At 61.4% G+C, this 19116-nt stretch carries 17 protein-coding genes and 1 pseudogene; 11 read left to right on the top strand and 7 right to left on the bottom strand.

The window, feature by feature from the left end:
• Positions 1-24: 24 nt before the first annotated feature.
• Positions 25-939 (bottom strand): AraC family transcriptional regulator, encoded by a 915-nt coding sequence (locus AC4PR2_RS08400; RefSeq protein ID WP_060439999.1) that lies wholly within the window; start codon positions 937-939, stop codon positions 25-27.
• A gap of 225 nt (positions 940-1164) precedes the next feature.
• Between AC4PR2_RS08400 and AC4PR2_RS08395 the strand changes: the two genes are divergently transcribed.
• From AC4PR2_RS08395 to AC4PR2_RS08380, 4 genes are all read left to right on the top strand, one after another.
• Positions 1165-2367, top strand: coding sequence for an MFS transporter (locus AC4PR2_RS08395; protein WP_443014475.1), 1203 nt, complete (start codon positions 1165-1167; stop codon positions 2365-2367).
• A gap of 478 nt (positions 2368-2845) precedes the next feature.
• Entirely contained in the window at positions 2846-3901 is a 1056-nt protein-coding gene (gene add, locus AC4PR2_RS08390) for an adenosine deaminase (RefSeq protein ID WP_330113531.1), read from the top strand.
• Positions 3898-4863, top strand: a complete 966-nt coding sequence (locus tag AC4PR2_RS08385) for a nucleoside hydrolase (RefSeq protein ID WP_102984727.1) — start codon at positions 3898-3900, stop codon at positions 4861-4863. The genes add and AC4PR2_RS08385 overlap by 4 nt, the downstream gene beginning before the upstream one ends.
• 271 nt (positions 4864-5134) lie before the next feature.
• On the top strand, positions 5135-5545 hold the full coding sequence (locus AC4PR2_RS08380) for a GNAT family N-acetyltransferase (protein WP_443014476.1): 411 nt from the start codon (positions 5135-5137) through the stop codon (positions 5543-5545).
• A 20-nt stretch (positions 5546-5565) separates the two neighbouring features.
• On the opposite strand, the gene AC4PR2_RS08375 is transcribed toward AC4PR2_RS08380, so the two are convergent.
• Positions 5566-6477, bottom strand: a complete 912-nt coding sequence (locus AC4PR2_RS08375) for a LysR family transcriptional regulator (protein WP_149560084.1) — start codon at positions 6475-6477, stop codon at positions 5566-5568.
• A gap of 151 nt (positions 6478-6628) precedes the next feature.
• Between AC4PR2_RS08375 and AC4PR2_RS08370 the strand changes: the two genes are divergently transcribed.
• A complete protein-coding gene (locus tag AC4PR2_RS08370; RefSeq protein ID WP_443014477.1) occupies positions 6629-7549 on the top strand; it encodes an alpha/beta hydrolase in 921 nt (306 codons plus the stop codon).
• 42 nt (positions 7550-7591) lie between these two features.
• On the opposite strand, the gene AC4PR2_RS08365 is transcribed toward AC4PR2_RS08370, so the two are convergent.
• Positions 7592-8761: a cupin domain-containing protein gene (locus AC4PR2_RS08365; RefSeq protein WP_197808488.1), complete on the bottom strand. Its 1170-nt coding sequence runs from the start codon at positions 8759-8761 to the stop codon at positions 7592-7594.
• 290 nt (positions 8762-9051) lie between these two features.
• A pseudogene (locus AC4PR2_RS08360) lies at positions 9052-9961 on the bottom strand (LysR family transcriptional regulator).
• A 103-nt stretch (positions 9962-10064) separates the two neighbouring features.
• Between AC4PR2_RS08360 and AC4PR2_RS08355 the strand changes: the two are divergent.
• Both AC4PR2_RS08355 and AC4PR2_RS08350 read left to right on the top strand, forming a co-directional pair.
• Positions 10065-10631 carry a chromate transporter gene (locus AC4PR2_RS08355; protein WP_033634481.1) on the top strand — a complete coding sequence of 189 codons (567 nt, stop codon included), beginning with the start codon at positions 10065-10067 and terminating at the stop codon, positions 10629-10631.
• Complete coding sequence (locus AC4PR2_RS08350; RefSeq protein WP_033634482.1) at positions 10628-11149, top strand: chromate transporter; 522 nt, start codon at positions 10628-10630, stop codon at positions 11147-11149. The genes AC4PR2_RS08355 and AC4PR2_RS08350 overlap by 4 nt, the downstream gene beginning before the upstream one ends.
• 4 nt (positions 11150-11153) lie before the next feature.
• Here the strand turns inward: AC4PR2_RS08350 and AC4PR2_RS08345 are convergent, their stop codons facing one another.
• Complete coding sequence (locus AC4PR2_RS08345; RefSeq protein ID WP_060419020.1) at positions 11154-11507, bottom strand: AprI/Inh family metalloprotease inhibitor; 354 nt, start codon at positions 11505-11507, stop codon at positions 11154-11156.
• A gap of 411 nt (positions 11508-11918) precedes the next feature.
• Between AC4PR2_RS08345 and AC4PR2_RS08340 the strand changes: the two genes are divergently transcribed.
• Both AC4PR2_RS08340 and AC4PR2_RS08335 read left to right on the top strand, forming a co-directional pair.
• Positions 11919-12326 carry a hypothetical protein gene (locus tag AC4PR2_RS08340; RefSeq protein WP_492175017.1) on the top strand — a complete coding sequence of 136 codons (408 nt, stop codon included), beginning with the start codon at positions 11919-11921 and terminating at the stop codon, positions 12324-12326.
• Positions 12327-12338: 12 nt separating this feature from the next.
• Positions 12339-13535, top strand: coding sequence for a M10 family metallopeptidase C-terminal domain-containing protein (locus AC4PR2_RS08335; RefSeq protein ID WP_492175015.1), 1197 nt, complete (start codon positions 12339-12341; stop codon positions 13533-13535).
• A gap of 42 nt (positions 13536-13577) precedes the next feature.
• Here AC4PR2_RS08335 and AC4PR2_RS08330 read toward each other — a convergent pair whose 3' ends face one another.
• Both AC4PR2_RS08330 and AC4PR2_RS08325 read right to left on the bottom strand, forming a co-directional pair.
• The gene (locus tag AC4PR2_RS08330) at positions 13578-14228 is read right to left on the bottom strand and encodes a dihydrofolate reductase family protein (protein WP_319856937.1); all 651 of its coding nucleotides are present in this window, start codon (positions 14226-14228) and stop codon (positions 13578-13580) included.
• Between the two features lie 69 nt (positions 14229-14297).
• Positions 14298-15299 carry an alpha/beta fold hydrolase gene (locus AC4PR2_RS08325; RefSeq protein WP_319856939.1) on the bottom strand — a complete coding sequence of 334 codons (1002 nt, stop codon included), beginning with the start codon at positions 15297-15299 and terminating at the stop codon, positions 14298-14300.
• A gap of 232 nt (positions 15300-15531) precedes the next feature.
• Between AC4PR2_RS08325 and AC4PR2_RS08320 the strand changes: the two genes are divergently transcribed.
• Together AC4PR2_RS08320 and AC4PR2_RS08315 are read left to right on the top strand one after the other, a co-directional pair.
• On the top strand, positions 15532-15963 hold the full coding sequence (locus tag AC4PR2_RS08320; protein WP_033634486.1) for a DcrB-related protein: 432 nt from the start codon (positions 15532-15534) through the stop codon (positions 15961-15963).
• Positions 15964-15994: 31 nt separating this feature from the next.
• The coding region (locus tag AC4PR2_RS08315) for a PAAR domain-containing protein (RefSeq protein ID WP_492175014.1) at positions 15995-19116 on the top strand (3122 nt) is incomplete at its 3' end.

The following is a 19116-nucleotide window of genomic DNA, read 5'->3' as shown; positions in this document are numbered from 1 at the left end:
AGGGACGTGCCGCCGCTGGCCGCTTCAGGAAATATGGCTGCCGATATAACTCCTTGGCGACGCGCCCATGCTTTTCTTGAACGCGGTGCTGAAGGCGCTTTCCGATTCATATCCCAGGTCAAAGGCGATCTGGGATATTTTTTCTTTATTGGCGACCATTCGCTCGATGGCCAGGCTAAAACGCCAGATGCGAATGTATTCGTTGACGCTGTAGCCGGCCAGCTTTCTGAAGCGGGTGGTGAAGGCGGTGCGCGACATGCCGGCCACGCCGGCGAGCTCGTCCAGGCGCCATTTTCTGCCCGGTTGGTCGTGTATGCGGGTCAGCGCGAGGCCAATATGTTTGTCCGCCATCGCGTAAAACCAGCCCTCACCGCGGCCGAGCGCGCCGGAAGAGAGCAGCATGCGCAGCGCCTGCGTCAAAATGATCTGCAGCAGATGCTCGGTGATGAGTTCACTGCCCGGGCCGGGATTTTCTATCTCCGACGAGAGGCGGCTCAGGAAATCCTTGATGCCGGCGTTCTCCTCCCGCTGCGTTTTGATCACGATGGGTTCGGGCAGGCTGGTGATAAAGCGGAAGGTATCGTTGATCTGAAATACGAAGCGGCAACCCACAAAGGAGAAATCGCACCCGCCGTTGCTGAAGCAGGATGAGCGGTCTTTCATCACGTGAATTTTTGTTATATCGATGGCCGGCGCGTTAGGGTGATCAAAAATGCTGAATTCGCGCCCGCTGGATAAGATCAGCACATCGCCTTGTTCAATCGGGTAACTGTTGGCGTCGCCCGCCAGTTTAATGAAAAAAGATCCGCGCTTGGCGATATAAATTTTCATCCCGGAATAGTCGGGAAACAGCGCTTTGGTATTAGCGCTCATGTCAAACGTCACAATTTTCTGGCTGCTGATTTTTAGCCTGGAAACAATATCGGATAGCGGATCCATTATTACCTGCTTGTCTGATGCGTTTACTGTTGAGCATAGTCGCTATTGCGCCAGGGTTATGCATGATCCCGGCAGTGCGGCGAGGTGAACGCATTATGGGTGAGGCGCCAGCCGGTGTACAGGCTATCTCGCCGTCCTGTCCGAACGATAAGAAAAAAAGTGCGAACGCGAAAGTTCGCGATCCGGTCGGGTGCTACGATCGGTATTTTCCATGATGGTGGCATAATGACTTCTAACCAGACAAACCGCAGCCAGGTGAGCCTATTGGCGGCGTTGACGATCGCTTTATTTTTTATCTTGTTGAACAGCGGCTCTCCTACGCCGTTATATCCCCTCTATCAAGAAACCCTTGGCCTGAGTAATATCGACCTGACCTTCATTTTCTCTTCCTATGGGTTTGGCGTATTGCTGGCCTTGTTTTTATCACGCAGGCTCACCATCACCGATAAAAATGCCCGGCTGCTGGTGGTGGTGTCGCTGATGGTGGTGGTGGTGCCAACGCTGTGCTTTTCCTTTGCTCGTTCTTTGCAGGCGCTGTGCCTGTTCAGGTTTATCTCCGGTTTAGGGGCCGGTACGGCCACGGCCATCATCAACATTTTGTTGATTAACGTCAGCCGCGGCGACAGCGCCAAACGCGCCGCGCTGTTGGGCAGCCTGGCTTTGGTGACCGGCCTGGCGCTGGGCCCGGTGATCAGCAGCGTTTACGCCCAGCTGGCGTTTTACCCGCTCACTTCGCCGGCGGTGACCATCGCCGCGTTGGTTTTCCTTTCCGCGATCGCCATCGTCCTGCTTTGGCCGAAGAAAGGATTGCCTACCCTCGGCGTTGCGGACACGACAACGGCAGAAAAGGGCGCCGGTTTTAGCCAACCGCTGTTCTATCTGCTTGCGCTGTGCGTGTTTATCTCCTGGTCATACGCCGCGCTGATCCTGTCGTTGGGGCCGACGGCCGCGATCCAGGTCTTCGGGCTCCAGTCACCCGCGGGCTTTGGCTATATCGCTACCGGTTATTTACTGGTGGCCGGCGTGGTGCAGTTCACGATCCCGCGTTTTCTGAAGCCTGAGTTTTCTTTGGTGCTAGGGCTGATTGCGCAGGTTTTCTCTATGGTGATGATGACCATGGCGCTCGAAAGCGGTTCTGTGGCCAGCGCGGCGGTGAGTCTGGCGCTGTCCGGCTTCTCGTACGGCGCGGTTTTTGTGGGCGGTGCCATCCTGGTCAATAAGCTCTCGCTAGCGGCGCCAGGGTGGAACGCGGTGTCGAAGTTTTACTTTATCGTCTATTTGTTCAATATCATGCCGCCGGCCGCAGGTTGGCTGGCGGATAAAATAGGGGTAGTGGGCGCCTTGTTCGCCGCCATTGTCCTTTTTATGGCGATATACATCGCCTTTGCCGTGCTGGCGCTGTGGGCGCTGTTGCTGAGAAAGGCCTGACGTTTCCGGCGTTGGGGAAGGGCTTTACAAGACCCCCTGGCTTTCATAAGCTTGGCGGCGTGTTTTGGCGCTGATGGCTGGCGATGGCCGCGCATAACAGCGGCTGCCGGCGAACACTCTGCTTTAACACGCCATGTTTTACATAGGTTCAGGTAAGAGAACGGCCCCATCGATGATTGCCGGCGCCCATAGAAGTCGGGCGTTGCAGTGAGGATGGGGTGATGCCGTGCCGGCTTCGGTGATGAGAGGTGTCACCGAAGCCGGCACGCATAGGTTACTGACCTGTTGATGAATTTTTGGATGGCCTGCCGTCTGACTCATTACAGGATTAACATATTGCGATGCTTACCCTAGATCATTCCTCGTCTCACCGCGTTTTTTACCGCATTCACTCCCTCTTCAACGAGTCTTTCGCACCCATGCCGTCGCGCGAAAAAGTGCTCGTTGGCCTGCATAAATAACCCTTGGGAGCCATTTTATGGAATGGAATGTAAACCAAACCACGCTCTCTCGAGCGCAGATGGTTTCCCTGCCGAAGGCGGAAGTGCATGTGCATCTGGAGGGCTGCTTTGAGCCGGAACAGCTCTCGGCCTGGGCGTTATCCTCGGGGATACCGATGCCCAGAAAGCAGGACGAGCTGCTGAATTTTAACGGGCTTGCCGACTTTCTCGATTTCCTCGATTGGTCCTGCAGCCTGGTGAGCAGCCGCGAACGCCTGGCGCAGTTAAGCTACTCCTATGCACAACGGCTGTCGCGGGATGGCGGGCTGTACGCCGATCTGATTTTCAACCCGACCCACTGGAAAGCGTGGCGCGGCAGGCTCGGTGACATGATCGACGCGATTGACGCCGGTTTGCGTGCGGCCGAAGAGGATGGATTGGCGTCCGTTGGGCTATGCGTCAGTTTGCTCCGCCGGCAAACCGCCGCCGAAGCGAGTGAGCTGGTGGATTTTTTAACCGCGCTGCGGCACCCCAGAGTGGTCGCGCTGTCCGTCGATGGCAATGAGGCCGTCACCAAAGGCAGCGGTGCGCGTTTCGCGCAGGCTTTCGCCCAGGCGGGCAGGGCCGGGTTGAAGCGAACCGTGCATGCCGGGGAGTCCAGCGGCGCAGAGGGCGTGCGCGACGCCATCTTGCTGCTGGGGGCCGACCGCATCGATCACGGCGTTCGGGCGATAGCCGACCCGGCCGTCGTGGAACTGTTGGCTGAGCGGCGTATCCCCATCGGCGTATGCCTGACCTCGAACATCAAACTGGGCGTCTATCCCGGCTATGCGGAACATCCGCTGCGCCGGCTGCGGGATGCCGGGGTCATCGCGACCATCAATACCGACGACCCGGTCTTATTGCACACCACGTTGGTGGATGAATATCTGATCTGTCAGAGCGAGTTTGCATTTTCCAGCCAGGATATCGTCGATGTGGCCCTGAATGCTTTTGCCGCCAGTTTCGCCGGCGACGAGGCAAAAACGGAGTATCGGAAGAAAATGGATCTTTGGGTTGCCTCTCTTAATACAGAAAATGGAGACAAGCGGTGAGCGAGAAGAAAATAAAATTATATTTTGACTGCGATACCGGCATCGATGATGCGATGGCGCTGGGCTATTTGCTCGCAGAAAGCGACAAGGTGGATATTCTGGCGATCGGCACGGTTTGCGGCAACGTCGCCGCCGATGCCGGAGCCAGAAATACGCTGGAGCTTGCCCGCCTGGCCGGTTTTCCCGCGATCCCCGTCGCCGTGGGGGAACGGGACTACCTGCGCCAGGCGTATCTTTGCGATGTGCAGCATATACACGGTGACAACGGCATCGGCGACATCGCGCTGGAAGCCTCACACGCCAAGCTGGCGCCGCTGCCGGCCCCCGACCTGCTGGTTGAGCTGGCCAGAGCGCACCCGGGGGAGCTGGACATCTTGGCGACCGGCCCGCTGACCAACATCGCCAAAGCCTTGCAGCTTGAGCCCGCGCTAGGAGAGCTTATCGGCACGCTGACGATCATGGGCGGTGCGGCACTGGCGCCCGGCAACCGAACGCCCGTTGCGGAGGCGAATATTGCCTGCGATCCGGAGGCGGCGGCCATGGTGTTTAAGGCGATGAAGAATATCGTGATGGTGCCGCTTGATGTCACCATGTCGCATACCTTTGAAGAGGCGGATCGGCTCAAACTGCTGTCGGCCGAGAGCCGGTTTGCGCAGGCGATAGGGCAAATGCTGGAGCGGTATATCCAGTTTTATATCAATACCTACGGCCGCAAAGCCTGCGCGCTGCACGATCCGGTGGCTGCGGTGTTGGCGGTGCAGGGCATCGGCGCCTGCCTTGCGCCTAACGTGAAGGTGACGATCGATGATTCCGACGGGCCAGGCCGCGGGCAAACCCTGTGCGATATGCGGGGACGATATATGAACTATCCGCCGCAGCCCGATGCCAACTGCCATGTGGTATTAAGCACCGAGCTTAATATGTCGGAGTTGCTGCTCGCGAAGCTGTTGTCGTTGGCGTAATTCGTCTCTATCGACAACGTCTGAGTGTATAAGAGGCCTTTCCGGAGGCCTCTGAATGAGCACTGAAGAAGGGGGAAAGAGATCGGGCTGGATTTATCGATCCGCAGAAGTGCGAATCCAAATCGATGGATGCGTTTGGTATTTGTTTAGCGCATGTTGAGTACAGTGTTTCCCCTGTGCAGTCTGATTATTGATGCGTTTTGCCGAATTAATCCGGGCCATAAAGTATTAACCAATCTTCCTTTTTTATTTTATATATGCGGAACATGTTGTGGGAAATGAAAATTTAACGTTGCATCATGACAATGATGCACGCTCCTTTCTGGAGGGCCAGCTCGATAGATTTAATTCAAAGTTCATGGGGTTAAATGCTCACGAGTATGGTGTTTATTATAAAGACGGCGATGAGAAAATAGTCGCGGGACTTTATGCAGAGTCTTACGGGGCCGTTTTTTACATCCATTATCTTTGGATTGATGAAGCGCAGCGCGGCCGGCGTTTAGGCCACCGTCTGCTGGAAGCTGCAGAGGCTCATGCCAGACAGTTGGGATGCGCCAGCGTCTCCGTGGACACGTTTAGCTTTCAGGCGCCCAATTTCTACCTGAAACAGGGTTTTCAAATGATTGGCGAGTTGGATTGCGGCAATGAAATAACACGCTCCTATCTGAAAAAATCTCTGTAATGTTCAACTGATAAACCGGCTTAGCCTGCGCGCTTCTCGACCAGAAAGTCCAGCAGCGCCCTGACCTTGGAAGACATGTGCTCACGGGAGGGGATATACAGGTAGAAGCCGGGAAACGGCTGCGACCAGGGCTGCAGGATCCGCACCAGTTCACCGCGTTCCACCAGCGCCTTCACGGCGAAATCAAAGTGCTGAATAATGCCGACATGTTGCAACGCGGCGCGGATCATGCCGTCGTCGTCGTTGGTGATCATGCTGCCTTGCGGCTCGACAGAAAAGGTATGGCGCGCGTGCCGCTCGATAGTGGAAAACTCCCATTGATAAATGGCGCCGCTGGTTGCGTGGCGAAAAGCGATGCAGTTGTGGTTGACCAGATCCGCCGGCGTGGCGGGCGTGCCGTAACGGCTGAGGTATTGCGGTGTGGCCACCGCCACCAGTTCCACCTGCGGGGTGATGGGGATCGCCACCATATGCTCGGCGAGGCTTTCACCCAGCCGCACGCCGGCGTCGTAGCCTTCGGAAATGATGCTGGCCATGCCGTCGTCCATCACCAGTTCAAGCTTCAATCTGGGATAGCGCGCCAGAAATTCGCCGACATGCGGTTCGATAAAGTGCTTGGCGGCCGTGCGCGAGGCGTTTATCCGCAGCAGCCCCGCCGGCTCGTGGCGGCTCTCTTCCAGCGTGCCGACGGCGTGTTCGATCGCGCTGAGGGCGGGGGCCAGGGCCTCGAGCAGGCGTTGTCCTTCCTCCGTGAGCGACATATCGCGGGTAGTGCGGTGGAGCAACTTGACGTTCAGCTGTTTTTCCAGCGCCTTCAGGTTTTGCGACAGCGCGGCGCGGGAAACGCCCATTTGGGCCGCCGCTTTGGTAAAGCTGCGGTGCTGCGCGATATGCGCGAACCACGCCAGTGAGGGAAGCAGGGAAGGATCCATCGATACGCTCCGCATTGTAAACCACAGCTTAACACTGTAGTCCATTCCCTGTGCTTCTCAAAGAACAATACGGTGTCTAAAGTAAGCGTTATCCCAGCGGAAGCGATGCCGAGCGCGTTTCCCGAGCCAGCAACCCTGTGAGGAACTCATGATGAAAACGGTCAAAATCAAGCGTCAGTATTGGGACATCGCGGCGGATATCCATTTCCCGCCGGATTTCGACGAGCGGAAAAAGTACCCGTCGATCATCAGCGCCCACCCGATCGGCAGCTGCAAAGAGCAGACCTCTGGCAACGTCTATGGCGCGGCGCTGGCGAAAGCCGGCTTTGTGGTCATCGCGTTCGACGCCAGCTTCCAGGGCGAGAGCGGCGGCGAACCGCGCTTTATTGAAGATCCCGCTCAGCGCGTGGAAGATTTTCGCGTCGTGACCGATTATCTGGTGGCGCTGGATTACGTTGATGATCAGCGTATCGGCGTGCTCGGCATCTGCGGCGGCGGCGGTTACGCCATCAACGCTTCGATGACGGAGCGGCGCATCAAAGCGGTGGCGACCATCACCGGCGCCAACTATGGCCGGGTAATGCGCGAAGGCATGTTGGCCAATGGCGATCCTGTGGCTTTTCTGGAGGATATTGCCCGGCAGCGCACCGCAGAGGCGCGCGGCGCGGCGTTGCGCGTGGACGTAGGCCTGTACCCAAGCGTTGAGGCGGCGCAAAAAGACGGCGCCGATATCGATCTGCGCGAGGCGACGGAATACTACCGGACGGCGCGCGGCGAGAAGCCGAACGGCGCAAACAAGACGCTGTATTCCCATAACGCGGTGGCCGTGGGCTGGGACGCTTTCCACTTGGCGGAAGTGCTGCTGACCCAGCCGCTGTTGGTGATCGTCGGCAGCAAACCCGGCCTGTTCGGCGCGTTGCGCGACGGCTATGAGATCGTGCGCCGCGCCAAATCGCAGCACAAAGAGCTGGTGGTGGTGGAAGGCTGGTCGCATTACGATCTCTACGACAAACCGGAGCCGGTAGCCCAGGCGCTGGAGAAGCTGGTGCCGTTCTTTAACGCCACGCTGTAAGCGCAGGCCGGAGGGCGAGGGAGTCTCTCCCTCGCCGTGGCGTCAGCGGCTGCGCCGCGACATCACCCGCTTGTCTTTCGGCCGATCCTGCCAGTCCTCAACCTGATTGTTGAAGTTATCCGCCAGCAGGTAGGCCGGGGTTTTCGCCAGCCAGTCGGACAACGAAATATCCTGATAAATGCCGTTGTCCATCACGATCAGCACCTTCAAATCCTCATCGCCGATGTTCTCGATGTAATGGCCGAAGCCCTGCGGCACGTAGCCGACGTCTGAAGGGGCGTACTCTTCCGTCTGCGCGTGGCCGTGCGAGCTGAACACCGTCATGCGGCCTTTGCCGGCAATATAGTATTGCCATTCGTTGGCATTGGGGTGCCAGTGCAATTCCCGGATCGCGCCGGGTTTCACGATCTCGATGATGCCGGTCATGGTGGTGGAAATGGGAAATTCTTTCGATGACACCAAATGCACGCTGCCGGCGTCATTTTCAAAGAACGGCTTTTGCTTCATTAATTCATAGCGGTGGGTCAGCGGGGCGTTATTTAATCCGCCGTCGTTTTTCGGCAATGGCAAAGTGGGCGGAATGGCGCCGCCAACAATATAGGCCTCACCCTGTTTGGCCTTGGAAAATACCGCCGCCGGCATGTCGACGCTTTTTTCCAATACCTCTTTCGGCATATGCGCTACCCAGTCGGTGATGCTGAAGGTGCCGAATTCGGAGAAATGGCCGTTATCGAACGCCAGAATAAAATGCGCGCCGTCCGCCAGCGCCTGAATGGAATGGCCGTAGCCTTTCGGGAAATACCACACGTCGCCGGGCCCGAAATCCGCCACTTCGCATTTGCCCTCGGGATCGAGGATGGTGATGCGCGCATGGCCTTCCAGCATAAACGCCCATTCGGCGGCGATGGCGTGCCAGTGCAGCTCGCGCACGCCGCCCGGCTCCAGCGTCATGTCGACGCCCGCCACGCCTTCGGAGATTGGAAACTGCTCGACGGTGGCCTCGCGCGCCCAGCCGCTGGGCAGGCTGCGTTTCTTGCTGTCGGTGAATTTGTACTTATAGAGATGCTGCGCATTAGCAGGCGGCTGGTAGCTGCTGGGAGGCACGATATTGCGGTGGTCGTCGGCAGCGGCATTTTTAGCGATGCCGCCGATCATGCCGGCGGCGGCCGCGCTGACGGCGGACACTTTCAATATATCACGACGCGATAGCATAGCATTTTCTCCAATATAAAACCGTGCGCCTGCAGAGGCAGGCGACAGGGAAGGCGCGAGCGCCATTGAAATGATTTTTTGTCATCGGCGGGAACAGGCTGTGACCCTTAAATCCTAGCGGCTGGAATTTATTGGGTAGGCGCTTATTTGTTTGCGTTTGTTACTAAGTGAGAGCGGGTTTGATTAATTCCCCGGAAGTTGAATAGTCATTAATTGGAATTAATTTTAGTCGCCGACCGGTTTAAATAAATAATAAACGAACGGCATTTTTTATTGGCCGTTCGGGCTTTTTATGACTGCCCCACGGTCTCCAGCACCAGTTGCCGAAAGCGCTCGACGATCGGCGAAGCCGGGCTGCGGCGCAGCGCCAGACAGTGGGGCGCTGAGCTGCGCTTCTTCGGCGAGGGTGCGGTAGACGATGCCGTCGCCGCCCAGCCGCCGCATTGAGCCGGGCACCACTGACAGCCCCAGCCCGGCGCCGACCAGGCTGAGGGTGGCCGGCAGGCGCGGCGCTTCCTGCACGATGCGCGGGCTGAAGCCGGCGCGGTGGCAGGCGGCCAGGATGGCGTCGTACAGCCCCTGGCCGGCCGGGCGGCGATAGAGAATAAACGACTCGTGGGCCAGTTCGGCCAGCGGCAGCGGCTGCTGCGTTTCTTGTGCCAGCCGGTGGCCCAGCGGCAGGGCGACGATCATCGGCTCGCTGAGCACCGGCTCCACGCTCAGGCCGGGAATGCCGCTGGCCGGCGAGCGCACGAAGGCGGCGTCGAGGCGCTGTTCCAGCAACGCCTCCATCAGTTCGCCGCTGCCGGCTTCTTCCAACTGGGTGGTGATGCCCGGCAGGATGTCGCGGTAGCGGCGCAGCAGGTTGGGCACGAACGGGTGCAGCGCGGCGGAACTGGTGAAGCCGATGGCGATGTGCCCCTGCTCGCCGCGAGCGGCGCGCTGCACCGCTTCGCGCAGGCGTTCGGCGCGCGCCAGCAGGGCGCGGGCCTCTTCGAACAGCACGCCGCCGGCTTCGGTGACGCGCACGCCGCGCGGCAGGCGCTGCAACAAGGTGACGCCCAGTTCATCTTCCAGCCCCTGTAGCAAGCGGGTCAGCGGCGGCTGCTGGATAAACAGCCGCTCGGCGGCGCGGGTGATGTTGCCTTCTTCCACCACGGTGACGAACGCCCGCAGGCGACGCAGTTCGATCATTGCCATACCTCAAAGGTATCTTTGGTTGTTCTGGAATGCATTAGACATCATGGCACGGCGGCGCGCATGATACCAGACATCAAAACAAGCGATGTGGAATGGCAATGTCATGTCAGATATCAATACGTTAAAACCGCACCCGGCGGCAGCGCCGGGCAACGCGGAGCTGTTTGTGGGCTTTCTGTGGCTGGGGCTGATCGGCTTCGGCGGTGTGCTGCCGCTGGCGCGCAGCATGCTGGTGGAGCGCCGGCGCTGGCTGAGCGGCGAACAGTTCACCGAGCTGCTCGGGCTGTGCCAGTTTCTGCCCGGCGGCAACGTGATCAACCTGTCGGTGGCGGTGGGCATGGAGTTTCGCGGGCTGCGCGGCGCGCTGTGCGCCTTGCTGGGCCTCATCAGCGCGCCGACGGCGATCGTGGTGGGGTTGGGCGTGGTCTACGCCCGCTTCCAAAACGATCCGCATGTGCAGCATGTGTTCGCCGGGCTGGCCGCCGCCGCGGCCGGGCTGCTGCTCTCGACCGGGATCAAGATGCTGCTGCCGCTGCGCGGTAAATGGCCGGCGCTGGCGATCGTCGCGCTGGCATTGATCGCCATCGCCTGGCTGCGCCTGCCGCTGCTGCCGACCATGCTGGTGCTGGCGCCGCTGAGCATTCTGCTGATGTGGCGGTGGCCGTCATGAGCGGGGTTCTGATTGCACTGGCGCTGATCTTTACCGAGCTCTCTCTGCTGGCGTTTGGCGGCGGCATGACCATTCTGCCGGAAATGCAGCGGCAGGTGGTGGAGGTGCATCAATGGATGAGCGCCCAGGAGTTCAGCGCGCTGTTCGCCATGGCGCAGGCCGCGCCGGGGCCGAACATGATGATCGTGCCGCTGGTCGGCTGGCATGTGGCCGGCTGGGCGGGGCTGCTGGTTTCTTCGGTCGCCAAGTTCGGGCCGTCTTCGATCGTCACGCTGCTGGTGATGGGCGCCTGGCGGCGCTTTAAGGATCGCCCGTGGCGCCGCATTGTGCAGGCCGGATTGGTGCCGCTGACCGTGGGGTTGGTGGCGGCCAGCGGTATCTTGATCGCCGAGGCTTCCGCACCCAGCTGGAGGCTGGCGGCGATCGTGGCGCTGGCGACGGGGCTGAGCATGAGCAAGCGCCTCCATCCGCTGTGGGTGCTGGCGGGCGGCGCGCTGCTCGGGTTGCTGTTCGCCTGAGGGATTAGCGCGGGATCAGCACAAAGCGCGAAGGGCCGCCGCGATCGATCAGCTCATAGCGCTTTGGCGCGGTCAGGGCCAGAAACGCCACCATGCTGCCTTCGGCGTCGGTCAGCGTCATGCCGTCCGGCGTCGGCCGCCAGGCGACCGGCAACGTTTGCAGCGCCAGCGGCTGCAGACACTGGGCGGAGGCGCTGAAGCGGAAGGCGTTGGTGTTGGCCACCGCTTCGTCGCTCAGCTGCACCTCGCAGACGGTTTTACCGTCGCCGATGGCGGCGAGCTGCCAGTCGCCCTTCAGCGCGGCGGGTTCCAGCAACGGCAGTGAACTGCCCAGGGCACTGCTGCACAATACGCTCATAACGACTCCTGTCAGGCTGGCGCGGCGCAAGGCACGCATAAAGAAATGGGTTGGCATCGGGTCACTCCTTTCGGCTGTCCGTTCACACCTTAGCACGTTCCCTGCGGGATGATGAGGCAAGGATTAGGTTTTTTAATCCTCGATAATTCTGATCTAACCGGCGATAACATGCCCATAAAGACGAGTCATTAGCCCGCCGATACGCTTATCTTTCTCATTAATACTGCGCTAATACAAATCGTTATGATTATTTCCGTCTTAACGCCCGGCGCGATGATGCACGGCGGCGTCGGGTCGCGCCGTCGGGGTTAATTACTATACTGGTCAATCCTAAGCCTTGGCTTAGATTAGAACGACTGATGAATAGTCTTACAAAGCGAGTGGATTCCTACTGTGTAAAAGGAGAATGCAATGAGCAGCCGCCACAACGATATTTTGCAAGATGACGATGAGTTCACCAGCCTGTCCGCCACATCCCCCAACGATCATAACTATCAATTTTACTATCACCAGCCCGGCAGCCTCTATGATGGGTTAGGCTACGGTGCGCTGTTTACGCTGGACAACGCCAACCTGTACAGCAACCAGCGCGGCGGAGCCGCCATCAACAACCTGGGTAAAATCCGCGATAACTTCAGCTTCGATCGCGCCGCCGATCAGCTGACGCGGCCGGGCCTGACGCACAACGGCGATCAGGTCTATCACCAGCCGGTGGCGCTGACCTATTCCTTCCTGACGCAGAGCGCGCTGAACCGCATCGGCCAGACCGGTGACGGTGACAAGGGGCTGCAACCGCTGACTCAGGCGGCGCAGACATAGGCGCTGAAATCGATGCAGGCCTGGGCCGACGTGGCGAATGTGACCTTTACCGAGGCGGCGTCCACCGATATCAACCACCGCGCGGACATCACCTTCGCGTACTTCACCCAGCGCGCCGACGGCAGCACCGCCGCCGGCAGCGGCCCGAATGCCATTAACGCGTACGCCTATTACCCGCCGAGCTCCAAGCCGGGCAGCGATAACGCCTTTGCCGGCACGGTGTGGTTCAACAAAAACTTCGCCACCCATCAGGCGCCGGTTAGCGGTGACTTCAGCAGCCAGACCTTCACCCACGAGCTGGGGCATGCCCTGGGGCTGGCGCACCCGGGATCTTATGACGCCTCGTTGGGCAACCCGAGCTACCAGAACGATGCCGCTTACTATCAGGATTCGTTGCAATACTCGATCATGAGCTATTTCAACGCCGGTTATACCGGCGCCGACACCAAAGGGGTGTACGGCTATGGCCCGATGGTGGATGACATCGCCGCGATCCAAAAATTGTACGGCGCCAACATGAGCACCCGCACCGGCGATACGGTGTACGGCTTCAACTCCAACACCGGGCGCGATTTCCTGACCGCCACGGCGGACAACGGCAAACCGGTCAACTTCGCGGTGTGGGACGCCGGCGGCAACGACACGCTGGACTTCTCCGGCTACAGCCAGCAGCAGATGATCAACCTGAACGACGGCGCGTTCTCCAGCGTCGGCGGCGGCACGCAGAACGTCGCCATCGCGCGCGGGGCGATCATCGAGAACGCCATCGGCGGCAGCGGGCGCGATGTGATCATCGGCAACGATCAGGACAACCTGCTGGCGGGCAACGCCGGTTCGGACATCCTGTACGGCGGGATGGGGGCGGATCATCTGTGGGGCGGCAAAGACGCCAACAACTTCACCGACTATTTCGTCTATCTCAATGCCAAAGAGTCCACGGTGGCGGCGTTCGACGTGATTGAAGACTTCGAGCACGGCATCGACAAGATCGATCTCTCCGGCCTGCGCTTCAACAACAGCCTGAGCGAGCTGCGCTTTATCGACAGCGGCAGCGCCTTCAGCGGCCAGAAAGGCGAGATCCAGCTCAACTTCGACGCCTTCAACGGCACCACCGATCTGCTGATGAACACCCACAGCAACAGCTACGCCGCCGACTTCAAGATCCATGTGGTCGGGCAGGTGGAGCAGAGCGATATTCTGTTTGCCTGAGGGTGAGGAAGGAAAAGAGAAAAGGGCCGAACGGCCCTTTTTTTACGCCTGGGCCGCCGCCGCGCTTTCCGCCACGAAGGAGCCGGTCGCCACCGCGCCGGCGCGGCGGTAGTGGGCCACGATCACGCCGCCGGGCGAGACCACCGATTGGGCCAGCGTAAAGGCCGCCGGCGCCGCGTTGTCATCGAACAGCCGCTTGCCGCCGCCGAGCAGCACCGGGTAGGTGAGCAGGCGCAGTTCGTCCACCAGATCGTTGGCCAGCAGCTGCTGCATCAGCGTGCTGCTGCCCTGCACCAGCAGCACCGGCCCCTGGGTGTGCTTCAGCTCGCGCAGCCGGGCGATGATGTCCCGCCCCAGCCACTGGCTGTTCTGCCACGCCAGCGTCTCGCCGTGGTGGGTGGCGACGTACTTGGTGGCCTGATTGAATACGCGGGCGATATCGGCGGAAAACGGATCGGCCTCGTCGGTGATCTGCGGCCAGTAGCCAGCGAAAATGTCGTAGGTGCGCCGCCCCAGCAGCAAATCGAACGGCGCGGAGAAAAGATCGCCCATCGTTTCCGCAATGGCGTCATCCCAGTAGGGGGCTGTCCAGCCGCCGAATTGAAAGCCGCCGCTGCGATCTTCGTCCTGCCCGCCCGGCGCCTGCATCACGCCGTCGAGGCTGACGAAGGCGCTGGCAATAATCTGTCGCATGGCTGTCTCCTGCCGTTGAGTGCCAGCTGAAAGTTTAGCCGCCGCGCGGCGGCTACGCCAACCGGCCGCTCAGGGCTGCAGCGCCTTGAGCAGTGCCTGATGGAAACGCTCCGGCTCCTCCATTTGCGGCGCATGGCCCAGCCCGGCGAACTCGATCAGCGTGGCGTGCGGGATCAGCTTCGCCGCCTGTTTGCCCAGCTCCGCGTACTGGCCGATCCTGGCCTTGACCGCCGGCGGGGCGATATCGCTGCCGATGGCGGTGGTGTCGGCGGTGCCGATCATCAAGGTGGTGGGCGTTTGCAGCTCCTTGAACTCGTAATACACCGGCTGGGTGAAGATCATGTCGTAGATCAGCGCCGAGTTCCACGCCACCAGGCGATGGCCCGGCCCGTTGTTCAGCCCGGCCAGCATATCCACCCAGCGATCGTACTCCGGCTTCCAGCGGCCGCCGTAGTAGGTGCGCTGCTCATAGTTGCGGATGCCCTCGGCGGTGGTGTTCAGCTCGCGCTCGAACCATTGATCGACGCTGCGCCATGGCACGCCTTTGGCCTTCCAGTCCTCGAGGCCGATCGGGTTGACCATGACCAATTGCTCCACTGCCTGCGGATACATCAGGCTGTAGCGCGTGGCCAGCATGCCGCCGGTGGAGTGGCCGATGACGATGGCCCGGCTGATTTTCAGGTTCTGCAGCAGGCCGTGGGTGTTTTGCGCCAGCTGTTGGAAGCTGTACTGGTAATGCGCAGGTTTGGTGGAGGAGCAAAAGCCGATTTGATCCGGCGCGATCACGCGGTAGCCGGCCTTGCTCAGCGCCTTGATGGTGTCCTGCCAGGTGGCGGCGCAGAAGTTTTTACCGTGCAGCAACAGCGCGGTGCGGCCGTTGGCGGCGCCTTCCGGCGGCACGTCCATATAGCCCATTTTTAACGCCTGCCCCTGCGAGGTGAAACTGAACTGCTGCAACGGATAAGGGTAGTGAAAACCCTGCAGCTCCGGGCCGAACTTCGGCGTTTCGGCGGCGGCGGGGAACGCGGCCAGCGTGGCGCACAGCAGCGCGCTACGGGTGAATCTCAGCATCCTGATCTCCTGAAAAGGGCGATAGCCGAGTATAGCCATAATCAGGGCGTCGGCGCGCCGATGGTTTCAGATAATTCTGTAATGTTACGGCCCGATCCCGGGCAAGGTTCCGGCCACGGCCTTGCACACAGTGAACGCGGTCACGCCGCGCAACATTGGCGGTGCCTGATGGTTTTATTTCAAGGCTAAGTTATGCGATGCTTAAGCATTATTTATGCAAAAGGATCCTCGCATGTCCGCTTTATCCCGCTGCGCTTTCAGCGAAGGCAGCGTCGCTTTGCCGGAAGGCTATGCCGATCGCACCGTCAACGTGCTGTTGGCCGGCGATGATGTTTCCCCCTCAATCAATATTTCCCGCGATGCGCTGCAGCCGGCGGAAAACCTGGAAGGCTACGTCACCCGCCAGCTCGATGCGCTGGCGCAGGGGCTGAAAGGCTGGGCGTTCAAAAGCCGCGAGCCGGCGACGCTGGGTGATGGATTAACCGCCGGTGAATGGGTGCGCGCCAGCTACCTGCGCGACGGCAAGCGCATCTGGCAAAACCAGGCGGTGTTCGCGCTGGCGGAGGGCCGGGTGCTGGTGTTCACCCTGGCGATGGCGCGCAAGCTGACGCCGCAAGACGACGCGCTGCTGTTGCAGGTGCTGAGCAGCTACCGGGCGGCATAACGATGAACCCTTCACGTAAAAGGACCTTACGATGACCGAAGCGGCCCGCGTCGGCGATACCATCGGGCATTCCCATGCCCTGGCCGGCATGATTGCCGGCACCCTTGTCGGCGGCCTGATCGCCGCCGCAGGCGCGGTGGCGGCGGGTGCGCTGTTCGTCGCCGGCCTGGCGGCTTCCTGTATTGGCGTTGGCGTGTTGCTCATCGGCGCCAGCCTGGCGGTGGGGTATCTCACCGGGGAGGCGGCCACCGCGGCGCGCGACGGCATTGCCGACGCCGGTGCCGGTAGCCTGACCCCCAAAGGCAATATCGTCACCGGCTCCCCCAACGTCTTCATCAACGGCAAACCCGCCGCGCTCGCCACCAACAGCCAGGTGGCCTGCAGCGACGACGGCCCGAGCATGCAGATGGCGCAGGGTTCCGACAAGGTCAGCATCAACGGCCAGCCCGCCTCGCGCGTGGGGGACAAAACCAACTGCGACGCGCAGGTAATGGAAGGCTCGCCCAACGTGTTTATCGGCGGCGGCACCGTCACCACCTTGCCGATCAAGCCCGAAGTGCCGGATTGGTTGTACAAGGTCTCTGATCTGACGCTGCTGTTCGCCGGCCTGGTGGGTGGCGTGGGCGGCGCCGCCGGCAAGCTGGGGGCGCTCGGCAAACTGTTGGGCAAGCTGCCCGGCATCAACAAGCTGGCGCGCATCGCCTGCCGCGCCGGCACCCTGATGACCGCCACCGCCGCCGTCGGCATTATCGCCCGGCCGGTGGATATCGTCAGCGGCCAGAAATTCCTCGACGGCGAAGACGAACTCGATTTCGTGCTGCCTTCGCGGCTGCCGGTCGCCTGGCAGCGCTATTGGCGCAGCGGCAACCCCGGCGACGGCGTACTGGGCCGCGGCTGGAACCTGTTCTGGGAGAGCAGCCTGCAGCCGTATCAGGACGGCCTGGTGTGGCGCGCCCCTTCCGGCGACTTCGTCGCTTTCCCGCAGGTGCCGCGCGGCCACAAAACCTACTGCGAAGCCGAAAAATGCTGGCTGATGCACAACGACGACGGCAGCTGGCAGCTGTTTGACGTCGGCGAACAGATTTTCCACTACCCGCCGCTGGCGGGCGACCAGCCGAGCCGGCTCAGCATGATCACCGACGCCATCGGCAACGCCACCTCGCTGTTTTACGACGACGAGGGGCTGCTGAGCGAACTGGTGGACAGCGCCGGGCAGCGCCTGATGTGCCGCTATGCGCAGGGCCGCCTGCGCGAAGTGGCGCTGCAAACCGCCGAAGGCGAACGGACGCTGGCGCGCTACGGCTACGATGAGCAGGGCCAACTGACGACGGTGAGCAACCGCGCCGGTGAGGTAACGCGCCGTTTTGGCTGGCGCGACGGCCTGATGATCAGCCACCAGGACGCCGCCGGGTTGCTGAACGAATACCAATGGCAAGAGATCGACGGCGTGCCGCGCGTGACGGCCTATCGCAACAGCGCCGGGGAATCCCTTGAGTTCGGCTATGACTTCGCCGGCGGGCGCCGCAGCGCGGTGTGCGGCGACGGCAAGCGGGCGGAGTGGCGGCTGGATGACGACGACAACGTGGCGCAGTACACCGATTTCGACCAGCGCCGCTACGGTTTTATCTACCAACGCGGCGAGCTGTGCAGCGTGCTGCTGCCCGGCGGCGCGCAGCGCCAGAGCGAATGGGACTCTTATGGCCGCCTGCTGTCGGAGACCGATCCGCTCGGCCGCGTGACGCGCTATCAATATTCGCGCAACAGCGGCCGGCTGTTCGCCGTCGCGTACCCGGACGGCAGCAGCGAGGCGCAGCATTGGGACACGCTGGGGCGCCCGACGCGCTATGTCGATGCCCTGGGCAATGCCACGCTGTACCGCTACCCGGATGACGAAGAGAGCCTGCCGGCCGGCGTGATCGACGCGCTGGGCGGGGAAGTGAAGCTGGAGTGGGACGCCCGCGGCCAGCTGACGCGCTACACCGACTGTTCCGGCAGCGTGACGGCTTATACCTACGATGCGCTGGGGCAACTGACGGCGCAGACCGATGCCGAAGGCCACCAGACGCGCTACCGGTGGGATAACGGCGGGCGCCTGCACACCCTGATCCACCCGGACGGCGGCGAAGAGCGCTTTAACTGGAATGCGCACGGCCAGCTGGCAGAACATCAGGACGCGCTGGGCAGCCTGACCCGCTGGCAGTACAACGCCCTGGGGCTGCCGGTCAGCATCACCGACCGCATTAACCGCACCCGGCGCTATCACTACAGCCCGCAGGGCTGGCTGACGCGGCTGGAGAACGGCAACGGCGGCGAATACCGCTTCAGCTACGATGCGGTGGGCCGCGTGCTGGCCGAAGAGCGCCCGGACGACACCCGCCACTATTATCGCTACGGCGCAGCCGGGCTGCTGGAGGAGCACCGAGAGGTCGGCCTGCCTGGCAGCGCGGGTGAGCTGACGCAGCGCGAACAGCGCTTCCGCTTCGACGAGGCCGGGCAGCTGGTCTGGCGCGGCAACGCCAGCGCGGAATGGCATTACCGCTTCGACGCCATGGGACGGCTGCGCGAGCTGAACCGCCTGCCGACGGCGAGCGGCGCGGCGCTGGGCATCGAGCCGGACAGCGTGCAGATGCGCTATGACGCCGCCGGGCGGCTGCTCGGCGAGCAGGGCGTGAACGGCGAGCTGCAATACCAGTGGGATGCACTGGCTAATCTGCAGGCGCTGACGCTGCCGCAGGGCGATCGCCTGCAGTGGCTGTATTACGGCTCCGGCCACGCCAGCGCCATTAAATTCAACCAGCAGGTGGTGAGCGAGTTCACCCGCGATCGCCTGCACCGGGAAACCGGCCGCAGCCAGGGCGCGCTGCAGCAGCAGCGGCGTTACGACGCCATGGGCCGCCGCAGCTGGCAGAGCAGCGCCTTTGGCCACGACAAACTGACCCGGCCGGAAGACGGCGTGCTGTGGCGCGCTTATCGCTACACCGGCCGCGGCGAGCTGGCCGGGGTGAGCGACGCGCTGCGCGGCGAAGTGCACTACGGTTACGACGCCGAAGGCCGCCTGCTGCAACACCGCGAACCTAATCAGGGCAAACCGGGCGCGCGGCTGGTGTACGATCTGGCGGATAACCTGCTGGGCGAGCGCAGCCCGCAGAGCGA

Source organism: Serratia sp. A07 (genome assembly GCF_058725505.1).
The sequence above is the reverse complement of the archived record's forward strand: the minus strand, read 5'-3'. Positions and strand labels throughout refer to the sequence as shown.